The organism is Pseudomonas sp. NPDC089918 (genome assembly GCF_050280605.1).
In the GTDB taxonomy this organism is placed as follows: Bacteria; Pseudomonadota; Gammaproteobacteria; order Pseudomonadales; family Pseudomonadaceae; genus Aquipseudomonas.
On record NZ_JBNNVP010000028.1, the window covers coordinates 1 to 23,245 of the forward strand.

Annotated in this window: 18 protein-coding genes; 12 read left to right on the forward strand and 6 right to left on the reverse strand. The window is 58.9% G+C overall.

The features are described 5' to 3' along the window. On the reverse strand, positions 1-2,767 hold a 2,767-nt coding region (locus ACQKPC_RS19480), incomplete at its 3' end, for a beta strand repeat-containing protein (protein ID WP_427625951.1). 951 nt (positions 2,768-3,718) lie between these two features. Here ACQKPC_RS19480 and ACQKPC_RS19485 point away from each other — a divergent pair. From ACQKPC_RS19485 to ACQKPC_RS19500, 4 genes are all read left to right on the forward strand, one after another. Beyond that, a complete protein-coding gene (locus ACQKPC_RS19485; RefSeq protein ID WP_008071807.1) occupies positions 3,719-5,323 on the forward strand; it encodes a tetratricopeptide repeat-containing response regulator in 1,605 nt (534 codons plus the stop codon). Beyond that, positions 5,320-6,012, forward strand: a complete 693-nt coding sequence (locus ACQKPC_RS19490) for a sensor histidine kinase (RefSeq protein ID WP_427625952.1) — start codon at positions 5,320-5,322, stop codon at positions 6,010-6,012. The genes ACQKPC_RS19485 and ACQKPC_RS19490 overlap by 4 nt, the downstream gene beginning before the upstream one ends. Positions 6,013-6,424: 412 nt before the next feature. Beyond that, positions 6,425-7,666, forward strand: a complete 1,242-nt coding sequence (locus ACQKPC_RS19495; RefSeq protein ID WP_427625994.1) for a glutamine synthetase family protein — start codon at positions 6,425-6,427, stop codon at positions 7,664-7,666. A gap of 71 nt (positions 7,667-7,737) precedes the next feature. Next, entirely contained in the window at positions 7,738-9,120 is a 1,383-nt protein-coding gene (locus ACQKPC_RS19500) for an MFS transporter (RefSeq protein ID WP_008071802.1), read from the forward strand. A 63-nt stretch (positions 9,121-9,183) separates the two neighbouring features. Here the strand turns inward: ACQKPC_RS19500 and ACQKPC_RS19505 are convergent, their stop codons facing one another. The 4 genes from ACQKPC_RS19505 to flgA form a co-directional block, all read right to left on the reverse strand. Beyond that, positions 9,184-9,930 (reverse strand): flagellar brake protein, encoded by a 747-nt coding sequence (locus ACQKPC_RS19505; protein WP_008071799.1) that lies wholly within the window; start codon positions 9,928-9,930, stop codon positions 9,184-9,186. Positions 9,931-10,018: 88 nt separating this feature from the next. Then, positions 10,019-10,486, reverse strand: coding sequence for a flagella synthesis protein FlgN (locus tag ACQKPC_RS19510; RefSeq protein WP_427625953.1), 468 nt, complete (start codon positions 10,484-10,486; stop codon positions 10,019-10,021). Positions 10,487-10,533: 47 nt separating this feature from the next. Continuing rightward, positions 10,534-10,860 (reverse strand): flagellar biosynthesis anti-sigma factor FlgM, encoded by a 327-nt coding sequence (gene flgM, locus ACQKPC_RS19515; RefSeq protein ID WP_105346318.1) that lies wholly within the window; start codon positions 10,858-10,860, stop codon positions 10,534-10,536. 169 nt (positions 10,861-11,029) lie between these two features. Continuing rightward, a complete protein-coding gene (gene flgA / locus ACQKPC_RS19520; RefSeq protein ID WP_427625954.1) occupies positions 11,030-11,791 on the reverse strand; it encodes a flagellar basal body P-ring formation chaperone FlgA in 762 nt (253 codons plus the stop codon). 81 nt (positions 11,792-11,872) lie between these two features. Here flgA and ACQKPC_RS19525 point away from each other — a divergent pair, with 81 nt between their 5' ends. From ACQKPC_RS19525 to flgE, 6 genes are all read left to right on the forward strand, one after another. Continuing rightward, positions 11,873-12,805: a chemotaxis protein CheV gene (locus ACQKPC_RS19525; protein WP_427625955.1), complete on the forward strand. Its 933-nt coding sequence runs from the start codon at positions 11,873-11,875 to the stop codon at positions 12,803-12,805. 46 nt (positions 12,806-12,851) lie between these two features. Next, the gene (gene cheR, locus ACQKPC_RS19530) at positions 12,852-13,679 is read left to right on the forward strand and encodes a protein-glutamate O-methyltransferase CheR (protein ID WP_008071786.1); all 828 of its coding nucleotides are present in this window, start codon (positions 12,852-12,854) and stop codon (positions 13,677-13,679) included. A 418-nt stretch (positions 13,680-14,097) separates the two neighbouring features. Further along, a complete protein-coding gene (gene flgB, locus ACQKPC_RS19535) occupies positions 14,098-14,505 on the forward strand; it encodes a flagellar basal body rod protein FlgB (RefSeq protein WP_095634357.1) in 408 nt (135 codons plus the stop codon). 3 nt (positions 14,506-14,508) lie between these two features. After that, positions 14,509-14,952: a flagellar basal body rod protein FlgC gene (gene flgC / locus ACQKPC_RS19540; protein ID WP_008071781.1), complete on the forward strand. Its 444-nt coding sequence runs from the start codon at positions 14,509-14,511 to the stop codon at positions 14,950-14,952. Between the two features lie 15 nt (positions 14,953-14,967). Beyond that, positions 14,968-15,657 (forward strand): flagellar hook assembly protein FlgD, encoded by a 690-nt coding sequence (gene flgD, locus ACQKPC_RS19545; RefSeq protein ID WP_427625956.1) that lies wholly within the window; start codon positions 14,968-14,970, stop codon positions 15,655-15,657. A gap of 30 nt (positions 15,658-15,687) precedes the next feature. Continuing rightward, positions 15,688-17,001, forward strand: a complete 1,314-nt coding sequence (gene flgE, locus ACQKPC_RS19550; RefSeq protein ID WP_427625957.1) for a flagellar hook protein FlgE — start codon at positions 15,688-15,690, stop codon at positions 16,999-17,001. 248 nt (positions 17,002-17,249) lie between these two features. Here the strand turns inward: flgE and ACQKPC_RS19555 are convergent, their stop codons facing one another. Further along, a complete protein-coding gene (locus ACQKPC_RS19555) occupies positions 17,250-20,144 on the reverse strand; it encodes a ribonucleoside-diphosphate reductase subunit alpha (RefSeq protein WP_123495860.1) in 2,895 nt (964 codons plus the stop codon). A gap of 735 nt (positions 20,145-20,879) precedes the next feature. Between ACQKPC_RS19555 and ACQKPC_RS19560 the strand changes: the two genes are divergently transcribed. Then, positions 20,880-21,602, forward strand: coding sequence for a response regulator (locus ACQKPC_RS19560; protein ID WP_427625958.1), 723 nt, complete (start codon positions 20,880-20,882; stop codon positions 21,600-21,602). Further along, entirely contained in the window at positions 21,599-23,209 is a 1,611-nt protein-coding gene (locus ACQKPC_RS19565) for an ATP-binding protein (protein WP_008071764.1), read from the forward strand. Before ACQKPC_RS19560 ends, ACQKPC_RS19565 begins: the two co-directional genes overlap by 4 nt. Positions 23,210-23,245: the final 36 nt, after the last annotated feature.

A 23,245-nucleotide genomic window follows, 5' to 3' on the forward strand; every position in this document is an offset into this window, starting at 1 on the left:
CGTAAGTGCCCGAAGCCGAGCCATTGATGGTCCAACTGGTCGTGGCATCGTGATCGATGTCGGCCGAGCTGAACTGGCCGCTGACGCTGAGGGTGGTGTCTTCCTTTACCGCGCCGGCATCATTGCTGGTCGCGAAACTGAGTACCGGGGCGTCGTTGCTACCGGTAACGGTGACAGTCACCAGCTGAGTATCGAAACCGCCAAGGCCATCGCTGACCTGCACGGTGAACACTTCATTATGACTTTCGCCAGCCTTCAGCGACTGCACGGCACTGGCGACGCCATCGCTGCCATTGGCCAGGGTGTACGTCCACTGGCCGGTGCTGTCGACGGCGATCGAGCCGTAGGTTCCCGTAGCCGAGCCATTGATGGTCCAACTGGTCGTGGCATCGTGATCGATGTCGGCCGAACTGAACTGGCCGCTGACGCTGAGGGTGCTGTCTTCCTTTACCGCGCCGGCATCATTGCCGGTCGCGAAGCTGAGCACGGGTGCGTCGTTGCTGCCGGTGACGGTGACAGTCACCAGCTGGGTGTCGACACCGCCGAGGCCATCGCTGACCTGCACGCTGAACACTTCATTGTGACTCTCGCCAGCCTTCAATGACTGCACGGCACTGGCGATGCCATCGCTGCCATTGGCCAAGGTGTACGTCCACTGGCCGGTGCTGTCGACGGCGATCGAGCCGTAGGTTCCCGTAGCTGAGCCATTGATGGTCCAGCTGGTCGTGGCTGCGTGATCGATGTCGGCCGAGCTGAACTGGCCACTCACGCTGAGCGTGGTGTCTTCCTTTACCGCGCCGGCATCGTTGCCCGTCACGAAACTGAGTACCGGGGCGTCGTTAGTGCCGCTGACGGTAACGGTCACCAGCTGAGTATCGATGCCGCCGAGGCCATCGCTGACCTGCACGGTGAACACTTCATTGTGACTCTCGCCAGCCTTCAACGATTGCACGGCACCGGCGACGCCATCGGTGCCATTGGCCAGGGTGTACGTCCACTGGCCAGTGCTGTCGACGGCGATCGAACCGTAGCTGCCGGTGTTGCTACCGGCAATGCTCCAGGTGGCGGTGGCAGCGTGATCGATGTCGGCCGAACTGAACTGGCCGCTGACGTTGAGTGTGGTGTCTTCCTGCACGGCGCCGATATCGTTGCCTGTCGCGAAACTGAGCGCGGGTGCGTCATTGGTGCCAGTGAGGGTGATGGTCACAGTCTGCGTCGCCGAAGCAGCATTAGCCGCGCCACTGTTGTCGGTGGCAACCACCGTGTACGAGAAGGTGATGGTTTCACCCGCACCGAGGAAGTCGAGGTTCTGGTTGCTGCTGTAGTCCCAGCTGTTCTGATCGACCGAGAAACCGGCCACCAGTGCCGAAGCCACGCCCGCATTGAGCGTGCCGCCGCTCCAGGCGATGTTGCCGTTGGAGGTGTGCGACACAGTCACCACGTCGATGTTGTCCACATCGGCAAAACTCAGTGCACCGCTGTCGCTCAGCGTGGCGGTGCCATTACCTTCGTTCATTGCGCCGCTGCTGTCGGCGATCGTCAGCGTCGGCCGATCGTTAGTACCGGTGATAGTAATGGTGACGGTCTGCACCGCGCCGTCGCCAATCGCCACGTTATAGGTTTGGGTGACGATCTGGCCTTCGCCGAGGAACTGCAGGGCGGTGTTGTTCACCGCGAAGTTCCAACCCAGCGAACCACTGCCCGTGCCGGTGCTGTCGCTCAGTGGATTAGTGGTGAAACTGCCCAGATAGCCGGAAGCGCCCGGCGTGACGGTGACGCTGTGGGTATCGATCAGGTCGACGTCGGTGAAGGTGATGTTGCCGCTGGCTGCGTAGTCGCCGCTGTCTTCCCCGGCATCGCCGGCTTGCACGCCGCTGGTGATCTGCACCTGATCGTTGGTGCCGGTGATGGTGATCATCACATTCTGCGTGGTCGACGAGCCATGCCCATCATTGATGGTGACCACATAGGTTTCAGTAACTGTTTGCCCCTGGGCCAGGGATTGGGCTGCCGCATTATTCAGGGTGTAAGTCCAGTTAACCGTGCCGTCGGCTGCGTTGGCCGCTTCAGTTACTGATGCAAGGGTGAAATTGCCCAGCGCGGTGGCGTTGTCTCCCGCAGCCACGAAAGAAGCGGTATGCGTGTCGCTCAGGTCAACATCGCTAAAGGCAATAGTGCCTGTCGCACTCAGCGAATCGGTCGAGCTCGATGTCGTGGTCGCATCTTCGGTTACTGTGCCGGCCTGCACACCTATGCTCATCGTCACGCTGTCATTCGCACCTGCGAACTGCACCTGCGCAGTGGCCCAGCTGAGCGTGCCGTTGCCGAGACGAATCGCATAGGTAAAGGTGTCCGTCAGAGTCCCTCCACCCGCCAGCGACTGAAGTTGTGCCTTGAAAGCAGTCGACAACGTAGCGGCGTCGTAGCCGATTTTGCCATCCGAGGTAATCCAGATCTTTGCCCCGTTGAAACTGGTGTCAGTACTTGTCGCCTCAATTCTGCCCGTGTCCTGGATCAGGAGGTCGGCCGGCGCATAAATCTTGGTGGCGGTAGAAAGACTGGTCGCGTCATCGAGTGACCACAGTGTCTTTGCGCTGCCGCCGAGGTCATTGGACATGACGTCCAGGTACACGACGCCCAGCAGGTCTTCGGTGATGGCCGCGGTGCTCGTGCCAATAACACCGGTCGTGAATATGTCGTCTTGCGCCTGCGGAGTGTTGGAAAGCGAAGTAACGGTACCGTCGCTAGTCGTTGTGGTGGTTGCCATGTCTTTCTCCCGGAAATGCCATTTTTTTGTTTTTAGAATCGCTAGGGACTGCTAGCAGGAAGAAGTCCCGTTCTTGCACCGCTCAGGTCGTTCAAGAGTGGTGCGAGGCGGCCGCCGGACATCGCCGGCCTGACGGGCCAGGCGCTGCCGGCAGAGGCGCGCGGGTATTGCGAAGATGGAAAAGTTCGCCGCGCTTGAGGAGCGGATCGCAGGGCAGGTCGGGCGAATGTGAGCCCGAGGCTGGGGCTGCGCTGCACATGGCACGCAATAGACTGAGAGCACCCATGTGGCAGGGACTCCTGAAATAATGGCTGGATGAGGCCGTGTTTTGAGAGAGCACCGACTCAGGGATACGGCCTTTCCTGATATCAGTTTGATGTGTGTTTAGTTGTGGGGGCAGGCTTTGTAAAGGTGTTAACCGCAGCTAACAGTACGACGTGCCAATATTCCGACAGGCGGGTATTTAGGTGTCAATATTATGTCGATTTGTTTTTGGCGAAGAGGACGGGAAAGGGGTTCGGGCACTCGACACTGGCACGGCTCGAATGAGCTGAAACCCAAGTGGGGCATGGTCTGGCTGAATTGTACCGGCCCTGAAACTCCATCAGATCTCAGTATTCAGCTGTTAAAAACGCCCGCCAGGGCATTTGCTTTGGCGGGATTTTTTACACCCGAACCACCCGACGACTTACATGGAGAGCTGTCATGACAGCCAAATGCGCAATTGCACTCTTGCCGCTTCAAGGGAACGCGACTACTGGCCGATAACCCGATCGGCCGTGTGAGTTTCGTCGCTGACGGTCGGCACGTGTGATCACGGAATTGTGCGAAATCGCTTGATAGCCTATGGCCTCCCGCTATCATCTGCGCGCCCGAAAAACGGCCGCGACGCTGAGTTCATCCGTGTAACTGCCTTTAGGTTGTTCTTCTTAAATTGCCTGGAAATCTTCGATGCTGTCGTATCACCAAAAAAGCTTCCTGATCGTCGATGATTTCTCGGATTTCCGCAGTTCCGTCAGGTCCATGCTGCGGGAGCTGGGCGTCAAGGACGTCGACACCGCCGATACCGGTGAACAGGCGCTGCGCATGTGCTCGCAGAAGTCCTACGATTTCATCCTGCAGGATTTCCACCTGGGCGACGGCAAGAAGAACGGTCAGCAGGTACTCGAAGACCTGATGATCGAGAAACTGATCAGCCATGAAAGCGTGTTTGTCATGGTCACTGCCGAAACCAGCCAGGCCATGGTGCTCAGCGCACTGGAGCATGAGCCCGACGCTTACCTGACCAAGCCGTTCAACCGTTCCGGCCTGGCCCAGCGCCTGGAACGGCTGGAGCAGCGCAAAACGTTGCTCAAACCGATCCTGCAAGCCCTTGACCGGGGCAAACCGGTTGAAGTGCTCAATGCCTGCATTGCCCTGTGCAAACAGGACATTCGGTATTCGCCGCTGTGCCTGCGTTACCGCGCCGATGCGTTGCGCGATTTGAACCAGAACGAAGCGCTGGAACGCCTCTATGACGGCATCATTGCCGATCGACCATTGCCATGGGCATTTGCCGGGTTGGGCCAGTTGCTGTTCAAGCGCGGCCAGGTCAGCCAGGCCAAAGGCATTTATGAAAAAGCCCTGAAAGTTTTTCCGATGATGCCGGCCCTCTACGACGGCATGGCCGATGTGCTGGTCGCCGAAGGCGACACCAAGGGGGCGCAGAGAGTCCTGGAAGAGGCTATTCGCCTGTCGCCGCTGGCGGTGCGCCGACAAGCATTGCTGGGCAAGCTGGCGATGGCCAACGAAGATTTCGACACCGCCTCCAAAGCCTATCGCCAGGCCGTGGCCCAAGGGGCGCAGTCACGTTTCAAGGATGCGGAAAGCAACCTCGGCCTGGCCCATGCCCTGATTAGCAAAGGCAGCGAAAAGGGCCTGGATACCCGGACCCGTCTTGAAATCAACACAACGCTGAGTGCGGTGGCGAAGGAGAACCCTTCCGACCCCGGCTTGCAGATTCGTGCGCGCCTGATGAAAGCCACCAGTCTGCTGCTCAACGATGCCGAAACCGCCGAGAAGCTCACCGAGCAGGCGATGATGCGCCTCGATGGCATGGAGCAGTTCATGAGCGCCGAAGCGGCGCTGCTGGTGGCCAAGCAGCTGCAAATGTTGGGGCAGGCGAGTGCCGGCGCTTCGATGCTGAAAAACTGTGCGGAAATCTACGGCGACGATCCGACCGTGATGAAAGGCATCGCCAAACTGACCGACGACCCGACCATCCTCAACTCCGGTAACGCGGCCGCCGACCTTAACCGTCAGGGCGTGCGGGTGTACAAGACCGGCAACCTGGTGGAAGCCCGGGATGTATTCCGCAAAGCCCTGGCGTTGCAACCGAAGAACATCAGTATTGCCCTGAACATGGCGCAGTCGCTGTTGCATGGCACTGACACCAGCGTGCCGTCGGCCGAACTGGAAGAATGCCGGGCCTGCCTGAAAACCGTCGGCCTGATGCCCGATACCGACGCGCGTTATCCGCGCTACCAGAAACTGAAAATCAAGGCGTTCGGCGAATGATCGACAGCGAACCGTCACTCGACTTTTCCACGGTGATTGCCTCCACCGTGCATGACATGAAGAACTCCCTGGCCATGCTGATGCAGGCGCACAGCCAATGGCTGGCGCGCTTGCCCGATCCCGAGCAACACACCCCGGAGCAGGGCGTGATCGACTTCGAGTTCGCCCACCTCAATGGCATGCTGGTGCAATTGCTGGGGCTGTACAAACTCGGCGTCAACCAGATGCCGTTGCAGCCGGCCTACCATGAGCTGGATGATTTCATTGAGGCGCAACTGGCGGCTCACCAGGAAGTGTTCGCCAGCCGCGGCATTATCGCGAGCTATGAAGTGGACCCGTTGAGCCCGCTGGGTTTCTTCGATCGGGAACTGATTGCCTCGGTACTCGCCAACTGCATCAACAATGCCATTCGTTACACCCGCCATGCCTTGTTGATCAGCGTCAGCGATGAGGCCGGGCAACTGGTGCTGACCATCAATGACGATGGTGAGGGTTATCCGCCCGAGATGATCGAGCGTCAGGCCGATTACGTGCAGGGCATCAACCACAGCAGTGGCAGCACCGGCCTGGGCCTGTACTTTGCCGGACGGATTGCCGCCTTGCATCAGCGCAACGGCGTGGGCGGACGCACCGAAATCAGCAATGGCGGCCCCTTGGGCGGCGGCGTGTTCAGCCTGTATCTCCCCTGACAGACACAATCCCCGTAGGAGCTACCGAAGGCTGCGATTTTTTGATCTTGTGTTTAAAAAGCAAAGTCAAAAGATCGCAGCCTTCGGCAGCTCCTACAGGGACCGTATTGTCAGGGCAGGAAACGGTGTTGTTCAGGCCAGGGACGGTGTTGTCAGGGCGTGATTACGGGGACCATGCTGTTCAGGCCAGGAACGCAGCCTTCGGTGGTTCCTGCACCTTTTTGTTTGACGCTGCTTGATATTCCGAACAGCCGAAGCCTATTTTGTACGGGTCGCCGTTCGCGGCTCGTACAACAACAAGGATTGCGTCATGACAACCGATGGCCATCGTTCACTCGCGCAGCGATTGACGGGCATTGATGAGATTGAATGTGTCACGCCGGACCTGAACGGCGTACCGCGCGGCAAGGTGATGACCGCCGAAGGATTTCTTGAAGGGCGGCGTTTGCAGATGGCGCGGGGCGTGCTGCTGCAATGCATCATGGGCGGTTATCCGCCAGCGCGTTTTTATGGCAGCGATGATGGCGACCTGGCGCTGGTGCCTGATCCCGCGCAGATCCACCGCTTGCCCTGGAGCCAGCAGCCTCGGGCGCTGGCCATTTGTGATGCGGACGAACTGACTGGCGAGAGCTCCCCGTTGTCGACCCGCGGTCAACTCAAGGCCGTGATCGCTCGATACGCCGCTCTTGGTCTGGCGCCGGTGGTGGCGACCGAGCTGGAGTTCTTCGTCTTTGCGCCCAACCCTGACCCGAAGCAACCCTTCCAGCCACCACTGGGCCTGGACGGTCGTCGCGAGGACGGTCATTCGGCGTTCAGCGTCAGTTCCAATAACGGCTTGCGGCCGTTCTTCAATGAAGTCTACGAATGCATGGCGGCGTTGGGCTTGCCGCGCGATACCTTCATGCACGAGATGGGTGTCAGCCAGTTCGAGATCAACCTGCTGCACGGCGATCCGCTACTGTTGGCCGACCAGACCTTGTTGTTCAAGCATCTGCTCAAGGAAGTGGCGCTCAAACATGGGCTGACCGTGGTCTGCATGGCCAAGCCGTTGGCGCACACGCCGGGCAGTTCGATGCATATTCACCAAAGCATCGTCGAGATCGGCACCGGGCGTAACGTGTTCAGCGACAAAGCCGGCGAGCCGACCGCGACCTTCCGTCATTTCATCGGTGGCCAGCAGGCCGGCATGGCGGATTTCACTGCGCTGTTTGCGCCGAACGTGAACTCCTATCAGCGTCTGTGCCATCCTTTCGCATCGCCGAACAATGCCTGCTGGTCCCACGATAATCGCGCGGCCGGATTGCGCATTCCGGCCAGTTCACCGGTCGCTCGTCGGGTCGAAAACCGCTTGCCGGGGGCCGATGCCAATCCGTATCTGGCGATCGCCGCGAGCCTGGCCGCGGGGTTATATGGCATCGAGAACAAACTGGAGCCGAGCGAGCCGATCCAGGGTGAGTTCGTTGTGCCGGATAATCTTTCGTTGCCGTGTACCTTGCATGCCGCTCTTGAACGTCTGAAACGTAGCCAATTGGCGAAGGAACTGTTCGGCAAGGAGTTCATCGAAGGCTACATCGCTTCGAAGACCATGGAGTTGACCAGCTTCTTTGATGAAATTACTCCCTGGGAACGGCGTGTTCTAGCAGCCCAGGCCTGACGACCCGTCGCCGTCGGGCTATCGTTTGTCGATAGCCCGATACTCACTGCAAGGAGCCGCTCGGAACGCCGATGCGCCAAATCTTGAAATCTTTTCGGGGGCTTTATTTCGCCTCGCTGATGATGTTGATCGGCTCGGGCCTGTTGAGTACTTACCTTGCCCTGCGCCTGGCGGCCGATAAAGTCGATAGCCTGTGGGTCGGTGCGTTGATGGCGGCCAACTATTTCGGCCTGGTGCTGGGCGGCAAGATCGGCCATCGGCTGATTGCCCGGGTCGGGCATATTCGAGCTTATTCAGCCTGCGCCGGGATCGTCGGCGCGGCAGTGCTGGGCCATGGCTTGGTGGACTGGCTGCCCGCGTGGCTGTTCCTGCGGGTGATCGTCGGCCTGGGCATGATGTGCCAGTACATGGTGATCGAAAGCTGGCTCAATGAGCAGGCAGAAGCCAATAAGCGTGGCGTGGTGTTCAGCGGCTACATGATCGCTTCGTACCTGGGGCTGGTGCTGGGTCAGCTGATTCTGGTCATGCACCCGGGCCTGGGCCTGGAACTGCTGATGCTGGTCGCACTGTGTTTCGCCCTTTGCCTGGTACCGGTGGCCCTGACGCGGCGGATTCACCCGGCGCCTTTGCACCCGGCGCCGATGGAACCACGCTTCTTCATCAAGCGCGTGCCACAGTCGTTGAGCACGGTGTTGGGGTCGGGTTTGATCGTCGGTTCATTCTACGGTCTGGCGCCGCTGTATGCCTCGCAGCAAGGGCTGTCCACCGAACAAGTCGGTCTGTTCATGGGTAGCTGCATTTTTGCAGGCCTGGTGGTGCAGTGGCCGTTGGGTTGGCTGTCGGACCGCTATGACCGGGCGCTGTTGATCCGCTGTTTCGCGTTTAGCCTGGCGCTGGCTGCGTTGCCGCTGGCGATCATGCGGCAGGTGCCGCTGGAGGTGCTGTTCATTGCCGGGTTCCTCTGCTCGTTGGTGCAGTTCTGCCTGTACCCGTTGGCGGTGGCGTTCTCCAACGACCACGTCGAGGGTGATCGTCGGGTGTCGCTGACGGCGATGCTGCTGGTGACTTATGGTGTCGGCGCGAGTATCGGACCGTTGGTAGCCGGGGTGTTGATGAAGCTGTTCGGCAGTCAGATGCTCTATGCCTTCTTCAGCTTCTTTGCGCTGGTGCTGGTGTGGCGAATTCGCCCCAAAGCGGTCACCAACCTGCATCAGGTGGACGATGCTCCGCTGCATCACGTGGCCATGCCGGACAGTATGTCGAGCTCGCCATTGGTCGCTTGCCTGGACCCGCGAGTCGATGAACAGGTAGTGCAGGATCAGATGCAGAACCCTGTCAACCCGGAGGCTGATTTCAATCCGGATGCAGAACCCGAATCAGCGCCTGAAACGGATTCGGAGCCCGAAGACCCTGACACAGGTCGCGAGCAAAGCTTTACCGAAGCAAGGCCTTGATCAAGGCATAAAAAAACGGGCAGTCACCGCAAGGGACTGCCCGTTTTTTATGGGCGTGGCGTATCAGAAGTCGTCTTTATCGAAACGCCGTGCTTCGCGCTGAAGCTGATAGACGAACCGCTCGACCTGGCGCTGCACCAGGCCGCTCATGTTGTGAAAACGCACGCCGGCGAAGGTGGTGTTGATCTTTTCTTCGAAGTGCAGGTAACGCAGTTCGACCGGTGCCGTCATGCTGCCGAAGGGCAGGGCAGCGACGAAGCGGTCGTAGACCTGGCCCAGTTGCAGGCTGGCGGTGATGTCCCCCTCGAAGCGCAATTTGCAGCCGGTGGCGGAGATGTCCAGCAGTTTGCCGCTGATGGCCGATTTGAGTTTGTCGCCACCCAGATCGACGTTGACCAGTTGCGCCAGCTTCAACGCGGCGCGGAAAGCATTGCGGCGCTGGTGATAAACCACCTCATCGGGCAGTGCGCCACGGTAGCAGCGGCCATCGCCGGAGTCGTCGATGGTCAGCGGGCCATTGCTTTCCCAGGCGATGCGTACGCCGTCGTGGAAGCCTTCGACCTTGAACGGTTCACCGGCCAGCAGAAAACGTTCGCCATCGCGCGGAATCATTTCGTCCAGGGCGATCATGTTGCTGTCACGGTCGATGTCCACCAGATAACTCTGGAAGCGCTGGCTGCGCTCATGGAACGTGATGATCAGCGGGTCATGGCTGTCTTGCAGCTGACGCAGATTGCCGGAGATTTCCAGGGGCGTAGTGAGCACCTTGGGTGGCTGCGGAGCATCTTCCGCGTTTAAGGCATTGAACACGGGGCATCAATCTCCAGACAAATATGACTACTGGCTAGCATTCTGCCAGCATGTTTCGCGTCTTGATAGAGCGTGCTCATTGAAAGGCTCAAGCCTGACTGAGCGGGCGTGGCTTTGCGAGCCTGGAGGTTGAACCGCGGGCATCATAGAGCGCTGGCGGCTCGCCGCCGGTGAGGATTTTCAGCTGGTTGGCCGTGGCGGCCTGCTGCACCAGAATCGACTGGCCATTGTTAACGTTGGCGGCCTGGCACTGGGCCAGTAGGTCGGTCAGCACGTCGCTCTGTGCCAGCAACTGATCGCCAATGCTCGAATGGCTGGCAAGTTGCTCCAGGCCTTGGCGATTGGTCGGCAGGTTGAGACTGGCGAGGATTTCACTGCGCTTGCGGCCATGCTGCTCAAGCAAAATGATCAATGCCTGTTTCTGCGCCAGAATCTCTTCGAGCAGTGGCATGTCGCGACCGTGCAGCGCGAGGGACTCGGTTTGCAGCAGCTCCAGCAAGTGTTGCGCCGGGGCAAAGTCGTCGATGATCAGTTGCAGTAAATTAGTGTCGTGCATGGCTGGCCTTGGGTTTTAAGCGTCCAAAAGCCTGGCGCGGCCGTGGCCTAGCGCTGGGCTTCGAAGTTGAGCAGTTTGCTGGCTACACGGTTGCTGTCGACTTTATAGCTGCCATCGGCAATCGCTGCTTTCAACTCGGCCACGCGGGCTTTGTCGACGGCAGGCTGATCGCGCAGCTTGTCAGTGACCTTCTGCAACTGTTGAGCCTCATTGCTGAGGTGTACCGATTCCCCGCTTTTGGTGGTACTGGCCTGCTCGGCCGGGGTATTCAGCGGGGCGGATTGGCCGGCTTCGGCGGTTTCCTTCGCGGCGCTGGTACGTGTACTGCCCGTAAGTGACGAGGAGCTGTTTAAACGACTGAAATCGATGACCATGACAAAAAACCTCTGGGTATTTGGACGCTTGCCATGTTTTCGGCTCTTGCTGTGAAAACTTTAGGCCCATTTATCAATGAGCGTGCATGCGCCAGCGTGTGTCCTGCATGCGGCACAGTTTAGGCAACAGCCCAGTGGCGCGCCATCTCTTCACAAACTACGTGGCCGCTCACATAGAAACTTCCACCTGCCCGGGCGCGGTGACTTGCGCCTTGATAACCCGCTGGGAGTTAAGGTTTTTCACGCGAATCTGTTCGCTCATGCCGCCATTGGACAGCGCTTCACCCGGCATACGTACACTGAGCGTACCACTGCGGGCGGTAATCACCACCTGATCGCCCTTGCGAATGACTTCCGCCTGTTCGAGATGCACCAAGGTAATCACCTGATCAGCGACCATTGGTCGGGTCAGTTTTTGTCCGATCGCTTGATCGACGGAAGTCAGAAAACCCTGATTTATCAGGCTGATATCGCGCTCTCGCAGGGTCACGTCCTGAGGCTCGATAATCCCTGTGCGCTTGAGCGGACGGGTGGTGGTCACGATGTCGCGAAACAGCCGTACTTGAGCGGGTACGAAGACTGTCCAGGGGGAGGTGCCGTCGCAGCGAACCTTGACCGTAACCCGGCCCAGAGGCCTCGCGGGGCTCTCGAGGGTGGCTGTCAATTCCTTGTCGCACATAGGCATGCGCAGGCGCGGATCGAGCTGGTTGACCTCGATTTCGTAGCGTCCTTGCGTTTGACTGGTGGCCAGATAGTCTTCTACGGTGAATTCAAGAAAGCCCTGAGTGACGCCGATAAGCATGTCAGGCAAGGTAACCGCGTCAGCAAGGGCAGGGCTGCCAGCGTTGAACAGGCAAACGGCCGACATCGCGCAGAGCAATCTGCGGCAGGCTGATGTCAGGTGTCGGAAAAATGTCGGTTCTGTGTTCATAAGAGTTAAAAAGCAAGCGCCGTGCCGTTTAGTGAAGAATGTGCGTCGCAACACACTTAGCGTTGGTGTAGGAGTCTGGGCATGGCTGGTGTAATGGATTCGGTGAACCAGCGCACGCAACTGGTGGGGCAGAATCGCCTTGAGCTGTTGTTGTTCCGTCTCGACGGCCAGCAGCTGTATGGGATCAACGTGTTCAAGGTTCGTGAGGTGCTGCAATGCCCCAAACTGACCCTGATGCCCAAGTCCAGTCCTGTCGTGTGCGGTGTGGCGAATATTCGGGGGGCGACCATTCCGATTCTGGATCTGGCGATGGCGACCGGTTCCGGAGCGCTGAAAGATCAAAGCAGTCCCTTCGTGATCATCACGGAGTACAACACCAAGACTCAGGGTTTCCTGGTTCGATCGGTAGAGCGCATCGTCAACATGAACTGGGAGGAGATTCATCCGCCACCCAAGGGCACCGGGCGCGATCATTACTTGACGGCGGTGACTCGGGTCGACAATCAGTTAGTCGAAATCATCGACGTCGAGAAGGTGCTGGCGGAAGTGTCACCGACACCGGAAGCGATTTCGGTGGGCGTGGTGGATGTCGATACTCAGCACAAGGCGTTGTCCTTGCGCGTGCTAACGGTCGACGATTCATCGGTGGCGCGCAAGCAGGTGACCCGTTGCCTGCAAACGGTCGGCGTCGAAGTGGTGGCGTTGAACGACGGTCGGCAAGCGCTGGATTACCTGCGCAAGCTGGTCGATGAGGGCAAGAAGCCGGAAGAAGAGTTCCTGATGATGATCTCCGACATCGAGATGCCGGAGATGGACGGGTACACCCTGACGGCCGAAATCCGCAGTGATCCGCGCATGCAAAAGCTGCATATCATCCTGCACACTTCGTTGTCGGGTGTGTTCAATCAGGCGATGGTCAAGAAGGTCGGTGCCGATGACTTTCTGGCCAAATTCCGTCCTGATGACCTGGCATCCCGGGTAGTCGACCGGATCAAAGCAGCAGATAACAGCTAGGGGCCTTCTGTCCCTGGCGGTCAACACGATTTAAGAGGCGGCATCTTTGTCTACGGGTAATTTGGATTTTGAACAGTTCCGGGTATTCCTGGAAAAAGCCTGTGGCATTTTGCTCGGTGAAAACAAGCAATACCTGGTCTCGAGCCGTCTCAACAAACTGATGGAACAGCAGGGCATCAAATCGCTGGGTGAGCTGGTTCAGCGCATCCAGACTCAGCCGCGCAGTGGTTTGCGCGAGATGGTGGTGGATGCCATGACCACCAACGAAACCCTGTGGTTTCGTGACACCTATCCGTTTGAAGTCTTGAAGAACAAGGTCTTGCCTGCAGCGATCAAGGCAAGCCCCGGCCAGCGCCTGCGGATCTGGTCGGCGGCGTGTTCGTCGGGTCAGGAACCGTATTCTCTGTCGATGTCCATCGATGAGTTCGAACGGGTCAACATGGGCCAGTTGAAGATGGGCGTGCAGATCGTTGCCACTGACCTGTCCGGCACCATGCTGACCAACTGCAAGACCGGCGAGTACGACAGCCTGGCCATCGGCCGCGGTCTGTCGCCCGAGCGCCTTCAGCGTTACTTCGACCCGAAAGGGCCGGGACGTTGGGCGATCAAGGCGCCGATCAAGAGTCGGGTGGAATTTCGCTCGTTCAACCTGCTGGACAGCTATGCGAGCCTGGGCAAGTTCGACATCGTGTTCTGCCGCAACGTGCTGATCTACTTCTCCGCCGAGGTGAAGAAAGACATCCTGTTGCGCATCCACAGCACGCTGAAGCCGGGCGGTTATCTGTTCCTTGGCGCGTCCGAGGCGCTGAACGGTTTGCCGGACCATTACCAGATGGTCCAGTGCAGCCCGGGGATCATTTACCAGGCGAAGTGATTCGTTGACGGCATAAAAAAACGGGAGTCCTCAGGGGGCTCCCGTTTTTTTATGCCCGTAATTATCTCTCAAAATCACCACAACCCCTGTGGGAGCGGGCTGTGGCGAGGGGGCTTGCCCCCGTTGGGCTGCGAAGCAGACCTAAAATCTCTGATGTAGCCAAAATCCTATGAGTGCTACGCACTCAAACGGGGGCAAGCCCCCTCGCCACAGTCAGCTCCCACAAGGGGGCCGTTGTTGTTCTGGCGATGGTGATAAGCGGCAGAAAAGCGGCAGGCGGCGGAAATCGGTTGCCGCTTTTCTGGCATTGCCGGCTTGCCACCGCGCGCAAAGCCCCGGTTTACGGGCTTTTTTGAATTGGCACGCCGCTTGCTATGTCCATGTTACGAAAAATCAGGTCACCCGAAGGTTTCCCGACATGAGCATCAGCTTCGATAAAGCGCTCGGTATCCATGAACAAGCCCTGGGCTTCCGCGCTCAGCGTGCCGAAGTCCTGGCCAACAACATCGCCAACGCCGACACCCCGAACTACAAGGCTCGGGATCTGGATTTCTCGAAAGTGCTCGCCGAGCAAAACGAGAAAACCAAAAACGGCAAGTTCGCCTTGAACATGACCAACAGCCGTCACATCGAAGCTGAAGGCATGGGCAATGGCGACGAGTCGCTGATGTATCGCACGCCGATGCAACCGTCGATCGACCAGAACACCGTGGACGCCCAACTGGAACAGTCGAACTACGCGGAAAACGCGGTTAACTTCCAGGCCAGCTTCACCCTGCTCAACAGTAAATTCAAAGGGCTGGTATCAGCCCTGCGTGGAGAGTAAGTCATGTCCCTTGCCAGTGTTTTCAACATTGCCGGTAGCGGCATGAGTGCCCAGACCACTCGTCTGAACACCGTCGCCTCGAACATCGCCAACGCCGAGACCGTCTCGTCGAGCATCGACCAGACCTACCGTGCCCGCCACCCGGTATTCGCCACCATGTTCCAGGGCGGCCAGAGCGGCGGCAGCGATTCGCTGTTCCAGAACCAGGACGCTGCCGGTCAAGGCGTGCAAGTGCTGGGCGTGGTCGAAGACCAGAGCAACCTTGAAGCGCGCTACGAGCCGAACCATCCGGCTGCTGATGGCAAGGGCTACGTCTATTACCCGAACGTCAATGTCGTCGAAGAAATGGCCGACATGATTTCCGCGAGCCGTTCGTTCCAGACCAACGCCGAAATGATGAATACCGCCAAAACCATGATGCAGAAGGTCCTGACCCTCGGTCAGTGATAAGGGGCGATTCGTATGAGCGTTATCAGCGATGTTCTGGCCAACTCTTCGGTCCAGACCACTACCACCAAAGACAGCCTGACCTCGGCCGCTACCGGCGGCCAGGCATTGGGCAAGGACGCGTTCCTGCAACTGTTGGTGACTCAGCTGAAAAACCAGAACCCGCTCGATCCTCAGGACAACAGCGAGTTCGTGGCCCAGCTGGCGCAGTTCAGTAGCCTTGAAGGTATCACCACGCTGAACGATACGGTCAGCGGCCTTGCCAGCAGCTACAGCTCCTCGCAAGCCTTGCAGGCTTCTTCGCTGGTGGGGCGCTCCGTCATTGCGCAGACCGACAAAACCATGGTCGACACCTCCAAGAGCCTTAACGGTACCGTCGTGGTGCCAACCTCGGTTGCCGCTGCCACCGTCAAGATCACCAACTCGGAAGGCAAGACCATCCGTACGCTCGAGTTGGGCAGTCAAAGTGCCGGTAACGCCAGTTTTATCTGGGACGGCAAGGACGATGCTGGCGCGGTGGCACCGGCGGGTACTTACACCTTCGGCGCAACGGCCACCATCGACAGCAAGGCGACATCGCTGATTACTTATCTGCCAGCGACCGTTAACAGCGTGACCATCAGCCAGACCGGCGGTGAGTTGATGCTGAACCTGGCAGGCATGGGCAGCGTTGCCCTGTCCAAAGTACAAACCATTGGTATATAGAGCCGACTAACACGGCACAAGGAGTGGAATATGTCTTTCAATATCGGCCTTAGCGGTCTCTATGCAGCCAACAAACAACTGGACGTGACCGGCAACAACATCGCCAACGTCGCGACCACCGGTTTCAAATCCTCCCGTGCAGAATTCGAAGACGTGTACTCGGCCACTCGCCTGGGTACCGGCAGCAAGACCGTCGGCAACGGCGTGCGTCTGGCCAACGTTTCCCAGCAGTTCGGCCAGGGCGACGTGAACAACACCGGCAACGTGCTGGACATGGGCATCCAGGGCAACGGCTTCTTCATCCTCAGCGACAACGGCTCCCTGAGCTACACCCGTGCCGGTGCGTTCAAGACTGATGCTGAAAACTATGTGGTCGATAACAACGGCAACCGTTTGCAGGGTTATGGCGTTGATGCCAACGGCAAGATCATCAACGGTGTGTTGACTGACTTGAAGATTGATACGTCGAGCCTCAAGCCAAACCCGACCACCAAGGTCGATCAGACGATGAACCTGAATTCGGCGGAAACATTACCGACCGTGGCCACGTTCAGCCCGACCGATACCAACAGCTATAACAAGACCATTTCCACCAAGGTCTACGATAGCCAGGGTAACGAGCACACCATGGATCAGTACTACGTGAAAACGGGTACCAACGCCTGGCGTGTCCACACCTACATGGATGGTCGTTCCCCGGCCAACCCCGCTACCACGCCACCAGTGGCGATTACTGCCGACATCACTTTCAACTCCGATGGCAGCATCAATACGCTGACGGCGGGTGCTGGCTGGACCCAGACTGGCAACACGTTGACCATGACCGGTTGGGTGCCAGGTACCATTACCAACGCCGCAACGACTCCTGTGACCTGGGGCCCGAACGGTTCTGTCGCTGCCACTGGCGGTATCGCGTTCAACATGGCGCTGACCACTTCTTACAACTCGCCAACCGCTCGTACCGCCCAGTTCCAGGATGGTTACGCCACCGGCCAGATCTCCAGCCTGACGATCGACGCCACCGGCGTCATGACCGCCAACTTCAGCAACCAGCAAACCAAGGCGATCGGCCAGGTTGCAGTCGCCAGCTTCGCTAACGAGCAAGGCTTGCAACCGATCGGTGGTACCCGCTGGAAAGAAACCTTCGCCTCGGGCGTGGCGGGTGTCGATGCGCCGACAACCGGCACTCTGGGTTCGGTCGTGTCCAACTCCCTGGAAGAGTCCAACGTCAACCTGACCAACGAATTGGTCGAGCTGATCAAAGCCCAGAGCAACTACCAGGCAAACGCCAAGACCATCTCCACCCAGAGCACCATCATGCAGACCATCATTCAGATGACCTGATGTTGGTTTGCGAATAGCGCTTCACAAAGAGCCCCTCGCAAGAGGGGCTTTTTTGTGGGTGGTAGATACAGATCGCAGCCTCGCTTCGCTCGACAGCTCCTACATTGACATGCGATCCCTGTAGGAGTTGTCGAGCGAAGCGAGGCTGCGATCTTTTGACTTAAAGCAGGCAAAAGAAAACCCCCGACAAGCCAGAGGCTCATCGGGGGTTATCGAGGTAAGCGCCTTTCAGCGCTCACCGGCTCAGCTTATTGGCAAGCTTCGCAATCCGGCTCGTCGATGGCGCACGCCTTCGGCACTGGAGCAGGGCCGGCAGGAGCTGCCAGGACCGAGTCGTCACCGTGGTTGCCGCCGCTGGAAACAGCGTTCAGCTTACCGGTGTTGATGGTCGACTTCTCGGTGCTGGTCGCGGCCAGGGCGCGGAGGTAGTAGGTGGTTTTCAGACCACGGTACCAGGCCATGCGGTAGGTCACGTCCAGCTTCTTGCCCGAAGCGCCGGCGATGTACAGGTTCAGCGATTGGGCCTGATCGATCCACTTCTGACGACGGCTTGCCGCGTCGACGATCCACTTGGTGTCCACTTCGAACGCAGTTGCATAAAGCTCTTTGAGTTCTTGCGGGATGCGCTCGATCTGCTGCACCGAACCGTCGTAGTACTTCAGGTCGTTGATCATGACCGAGTCCCACAGACCGCGAGCCTTCAGGTCGCGAACCAGGTACGGGTTGATCACGGTGAATTCGCCCGACAGGTTCGATTTCACGTAGAGGTTCTGGTAAGTCGGTTCGATCGACTGCGACACGCCAGTGATGTTGGCGATGGTCGCGGTCGGTGCGATGGCCATGATGTTGGAGTTACGAATGCCTTTCTGCACACGGGCGCGAACCGGTGCCCAGTCCAGGGATTCGTTCAGGTCAACGTCGATGTACTTCTGGCCACGTTGCTCGATCAGGATCTGTTGCGAATCCAGCGGCAGGATGCCTTTGGACCACAGCGAACCCTGGAACGTCTCGTAAGCGCCGCGCTCGTCGGCCAGGTCGCAGGACGCCTGGATCGCGTAGTAGCTGACCGCTTCCATCGACTTGTCGGCGAACTCGACGGCAGCGTCGGAACCGTAAGGGATGTGCTGCAGGTACAAAGCGTCCTGGAAGCCCATGATGCCCAGACCGACCGGACGGTGCTTGAAGTTGGAGTTCTTCGCTTGTGGCACCGAGTAGTAGTTGATGTCGATAACGTTATCGAGCATGCGAACGGCGGTGTTCACGGTGCGTTCCAGCTTGGCGGTGTCCAGCTTGCCGTTGGTGATGTGGTTCGGCAGGTTGATCGAGCCCAGGTTGCAAACGGCGATCTCGTCCTTGTTGGTGTTCAAGGTGATCTCGGTGCACAGGTTCGAGCTGTGAACCACGCCCACGTGCTGCTGCGGGCTGCGCAGGTTGCACGGGTCTTTGAAGGTCAGCCATGGGTGGCCGGTTTCAAACAGCATGGACAGCATTTTGCGCCACAGGTCTTTGGCCTGAATGGTCTTGAACAGCTTGATCTTGCCCGGGTACTGGGACAGGGCTTCGTAGTACTCGTAACGCTCTTCGAAAGCCTTGCCGGTCAGGTCGTGCAGATCCGGCACTTCGGATGGCGAGAACAGGGTCCACGGGCCGTCATCGAAGACACGCTTCATGAACAGGTCAGGGATCCAGTTGGCAGTGTTCATGTCGTGGGTACGACGACGGTCATCACCGGTGTTCTTACGGAGTTCGATGAACTCCTCGATGTCCATGTGCCAGGTTTCCAGGTAGGCACACACAGCGCCTTTGCGCTTGCCACCCTGGTTAACGGCGACGGCGGTGTCGTTCACTACTTTCAGGAACGGTACAACGCCCTGGGATTTGCCGTTGGTGCCCTTGATGTACGAGCCCAGCGCACGAACCGGCGTCCAGTCATTACCCAGGCCGCCAGCGAATTTCGACAGCATGGCGTTGTCGTGGATCGCGTGGTAGATGCCCGACAGGTCATCCGGCACGGTGGTCAGGTAGCAGCTCGACAGCTGTGGACGCAGGGTGCCGGCGTTGAACAGGGTCGGGGTCGACGACATGTAGTCGAAGGACGACAACAGGTTGTAGAACTCGATCGCACGGTCTTCTTTGTTCTTTTCTTCGATTGCCAGGCCCATGGCCACGCGCATGAAGAAAATCTGCGGCAGTTCGAAACGCACGCCATCCTTGTGGATGAAGTAACGGTCGTACAGGGTTTGCAGGCCCAGGTACGTGAACTGCTGATCGCGCTCGTGGTTGATTGCCTTGCCGAGTTTTTCCAGGTCGAAGGACGCCAGAACCGGGTTCAGCAATTCGAATTCGATACCTTTGGCGATGTACGCCGGCAGTGCCTTGGCGTACAGATCGACCATTTCGTGGTGAGTCGCGCTCTCGGCGACGCCCAGGAAGTTCAGGCCTTCGGCACGCAGGGTGTCCATCAGCAGGCGGGCGGTCACGAACGAGTAGTTCGGCTCACGCTCGACCAGCGTACGGGCGGTCATCACCAGAGCAGTGTTGACGTCGGTCAGGGCCACGCCGTCGTACAGGTTCTTCAGGGTTTCGCGCTGGATCAGGTCGCCGTCGACTTCTTCCAGACCTTCGCACGCTTCAGTGACGATGGTGTTCAGACGACCCATGTCCAGAGGTGCAAGACTGCCATCGGCGCGGGTGATGCGGATCGACGGGTGAGCCTGTACCGCGTCCTCGGCAGGGGCGCGTACAGCGCGTTCCTTGGAACGGGCGTCGCGGTAGATCACGTAGTCGCGGGCAACTTTCTGCTCGCCGGCACGCATCAGGGCCAGTTCGACCTGGTCCTGGATTTCTTCGATGTGGATGGTGCCGCCCGATGGCATTCGACGCTTGAAGGTGGCGGTGACTTGTTCGGTCAGGCGGGCAACGGTGTCGTGGATGCGCGACGAAGCGGCAGCGGTGCCGCCTTCAACTGCAAGAAACGCTTTGGTGATGGCGACGGTGATTTTGTCATCGGTGTAAGGAACGACAGTCCCGTTTCGCTTGATCACGCGCAGTTGGCCAGGCGCGGTGGCGGACAGATCCGAATTCGAATCGGCGGCCTGCGGCAAGGTGCCCTGCGGGTTCTCGCGAGTTGTGTCGGTTTGCATGGGGGGTTGTCTCCACATTCTCTATGTTTGTTTGGGCACCATCACGGTGCCCACCGTTCTGTCCTGAAGCACTACAACCGACGTGGCGTCGGGCATAACAACTTCGGGACAGTAGGAAAAGGCTAATGATGCCGCTTCCTTGCCGAAGTCTTTGGCCGCGAGCCAGGGCTCGAAACCGGATTCCTTTCTGGGGTGCCAGTTTTGACTGCAACACCCGTACCGTTCTGGCTGTTCTGGCCTGAAAAAACGGTGCCATCCGCGCATGCGGTTTGGGCTTGTAAAATCGTGCTTGGTTCAACCATAAACAGGCAATAAAGCGCTTGAGTTTCTGGTCTGAAATGTGGTTGGGCTTTTAAGCTAAAACCCTACATGTAGGGTTTTTTTAGCGCCGAGGTACAAGATAATGCGTTTTTGAGGGTGTTGCAACGTACTACCTGTGGATAAACCTGTGCGTAAATTGTGTGTGAAAGGTGGAACGAGCGTGTAGGCCGCGACCTAGCTGGAGCGGACCGTTTTTCACTGATTTTCAGCGATTGAAATCAGTCATTCGGATTTTTAAGGGCGCGAACCCTATCACAAAAAACCGCTGGGTCCGAACGCATTTACCCGCTTGTGTTCCAGACGTGCGCCGTTTATACAATCGGCCAATGCAGATGCATTCTTATCCTCCCCAATCATTACAAAAAGACGGGCGGATCCTTCCTTTTAAAGTGATGTTGGCAAGCAGAGGTCACCGTGGAGCAAGAAGTCTGGCAGGTATTGATTGTCGAGGACGACCAGCGTCTGGCCGAACTGACCCGCGACTACCTTGAAGCCAATGGCCTGCGCGTCTCGATTGAGGGCAACGGCGCCCTTGCCGCGGCACGCATCATCAAGGAGAAACCGGACCTGGTAATCCTCGACCTGATGCTCCCTGGTGAAGACGGCTTGAGCATTTGCCGCAAGGTTCGCGACAAGTATGACGGCCCGATCCTGATGCTCACCGCACGCACCGATGACACCGATCAGATCCTCGGCCTCGACCTCGGCGCTGATGACTACGTCTGCAAACCGGTTCGCCCACGCCTGCTGCTGGCGCGCATCCAGGCCTTGTTGCGGCGTAGCGAAGCGCCTGAAGCAGCCCCGGAAAAACAGCGGCGTCTGCAGTTCGGCCCGTTGGTGGTGGACAACGCGTTGCGCGAGGCCTGGCTGCATGACAAAGGCATCGAGTTGACCAGCGCCGAGTTCGATTTGCTCTGGCTACTGGTGGCCAACGCCGGGCGTATTCTGTCTCGCGAAGAAATATTCACCGCGCTGCGCGGTATCGGTTATGACGGCCAGGACCGTTCCATCGACGTGCGCATCTCACGCATCCGCCCGAAGATCGGCGATGACCCGGAGCATCCGCGGCTGATCAAAACCATCCGCAGCAAAGGCTATCTGTTCGTTCCCGAAGCCTGCGCAGACTTGTCGCTGTGAACTCGATCTTCCTGCGCATTTATGGCGGTATGTGCGCGGCGCTGATTCTGGTGGCCGTGCTCGGCGTGCTGGCCTTACACCTGCTTAACCAGGTGCGCAGCGAGCAATACCGCGAGCGTCTGGCCCACGGCACGTTCTCGTTGATGGCCGACAACCTGCAACCGATGAACGAAACCGAGCGTCACCGGGCCTTGCTGGTGTGGGAGCGCTTGCTCGGGATTCCGTTGGCGCTGAAGACATTCCCCCAGACCGACCTCGACCTGACCCAGCGCACCCGCGTGCTGCGCGGTCAGGCACTGGTGGAGCAGACCGGCCCGCACGCGGCAAAGGTTTACCGCTTGGTCAGCGACAAGGAACAACTGGTGCTCACCGGGGAAGTCCAGCAGATCAGCGAGCAACTGGCGCGAGCGACCATTTACCTGTTGGCCGATGAACTGGTGCGCTACCCGGTGGCCGAGCAGCCCAAGCGTCTGGCGCAGTTAAAGGAAGAGAAGGGTTTCGGCTTTGATCTGCGGCTGGTCACGATCGATCAGGCCGACATGGACGAAGATCAGAGCCGCCGCGTATCCGAAGGCGACACGGTGATGGCGCTGGGCAAGGGCGGCGATTCCATTCGGGTGTTTGCCGGCATGGTCGGTACGCCGTGGGTACTGGAAATCGGACCGCTGTATCAAATGAATCCTTACCCGCCCGAGTGGCTGGTGCTGATTGCGGCCCTTGGCCTGAGCCTTATCGGTTTGATCGTCTATCTGTTGGTGCGTCAACTGGAGCGCCGTTTGCGCGGGCTGGAAGCCGCTGCCACGCGCATCGCCAAGGGCAGCCTGGAAACCCGCGTGCCGGCACGCGGCGCGGACTCGGTGGGGCGTCTGGCTTCGGCGTTCAACGGCATGGCCGAGCACTTGCAGCAATTGTTGGCGATTCAGCGAGAACTGGTGCGCGCCGTGTCCCATGAACTGCGCACGCCGGTGGCGCGTTTGCGTTTTGGCCTGGAGATGATCGGCTCGGCCACCACGCCTGAGGCGCTGGAAAAATACCGCGAAGGGATGGACCACGACATCGAGGACCTCGATCGGCTGGTCGACGAGATGCTCACCTATGCGCGGCTGGAGCAGGGTTCGCCGGCGCTGAATTTTCAGCGGATCGATCTGGATGCGTTGGTCAATCAGGTGATCGAAGAACTGGCGCCGTTGCGCGCCGAGGTCACGGTGCAGCGCGGTTTGTGCCTGTCGGCCGCTGATTGCGACGACGCCTGGGTCGAGGCCGAGCCACGCTACCTGCACCGGGCGTTGCAGAACCTGGTGAGCAATGCCATGCGCCACGCCCACTCACGGGTGACCGTCAGTTATCAGGTTGGGCAGCAGCGCTGTCGGGTGGATGTCGAGGATGACGGGCCGGGCGTGCCGGAAACGGCGTGGGAGAAAATCTTCACCCCGTTCCTGCGCCTCGATGACAGCCGCACTCGCGCTTCGGGCGGGCATGGGTTGGGGTTATCGATTGTGCGGCGAATCATCCATTGGCATGACGGGCGAGCATTGATCGGCAAAAGCAAAAGCCTGGGCGGGGCCTGTTTCAGTTTGAGCTGGCCGAGGAATCAGGAGCGGCGGTGAGATTGTAAGTGTATTTGAGGGCCTCATCGCGAGCCT

Coding starts and splice junctions, on each gene's coding strand:
- ACQKPC_RS19485 (WP_008071807.1), top strand. CDS start 3,719: ATGCTGTCGTATCACCAAAAAAGCTTCCTGATCGTCGATGATTTCTCG.
- ACQKPC_RS19490 (WP_427625952.1), top strand. CDS start 5,320: ATGATCGACAGCGAACCGTCACTCGACTTTTCCACGGTGATTGCCTCC.
- ACQKPC_RS19495 (WP_427625994.1), top strand. CDS start 6,425: ATGACCGCCGAAGGATTTCTTGAAGGGCGGCGTTTGCAGATGGCGCGG.
- ACQKPC_RS19500 (WP_008071802.1), top strand. CDS start 7,738: ATGCGCCAAATCTTGAAATCTTTTCGGGGGCTTTATTTCGCCTCGCTG.
- ACQKPC_RS19510 (WP_427625953.1), bottom strand. CDS start 10,486: ATGCACGACACTAATTTACTGCAACTGATCATCGACGACTTTGCCCCG.
- flgM (WP_105346318.1), bottom strand. CDS start 10,860: ATGGTCATCGATTTCAGTCGTTTAAACAGCTCCTCGTCACTTACGGGC.
- flgA (WP_427625954.1), bottom strand. CDS start 11,791: ATGAACACAGAACCGACATTTTTCCGACACCTGACATCAGCCTGCCGC.
- ACQKPC_RS19525 (WP_427625955.1), top strand. CDS start 11,873: ATGGCTGGTGTAATGGATTCGGTGAACCAGCGCACGCAACTGGTGGGG.
- flgB (WP_095634357.1), top strand. CDS start 14,098: ATGAGCATCAGCTTCGATAAAGCGCTCGGTATCCATGAACAAGCCCTG.
- flgC (WP_008071781.1), top strand. CDS start 14,509: ATGTCCCTTGCCAGTGTTTTCAACATTGCCGGTAGCGGCATGAGTGCC.
- flgD (WP_427625956.1), top strand. CDS start 14,968: ATGAGCGTTATCAGCGATGTTCTGGCCAACTCTTCGGTCCAGACCACT.
- flgE (WP_427625957.1), top strand. CDS start 15,688: ATGTCTTTCAATATCGGCCTTAGCGGTCTCTATGCAGCCAACAAACAA.
- ACQKPC_RS19555 (WP_123495860.1), bottom strand. CDS start 20,144: ATGCAAACCGACACAACTCGCGAGAACCCGCAGGGCACCTTGCCGCAG.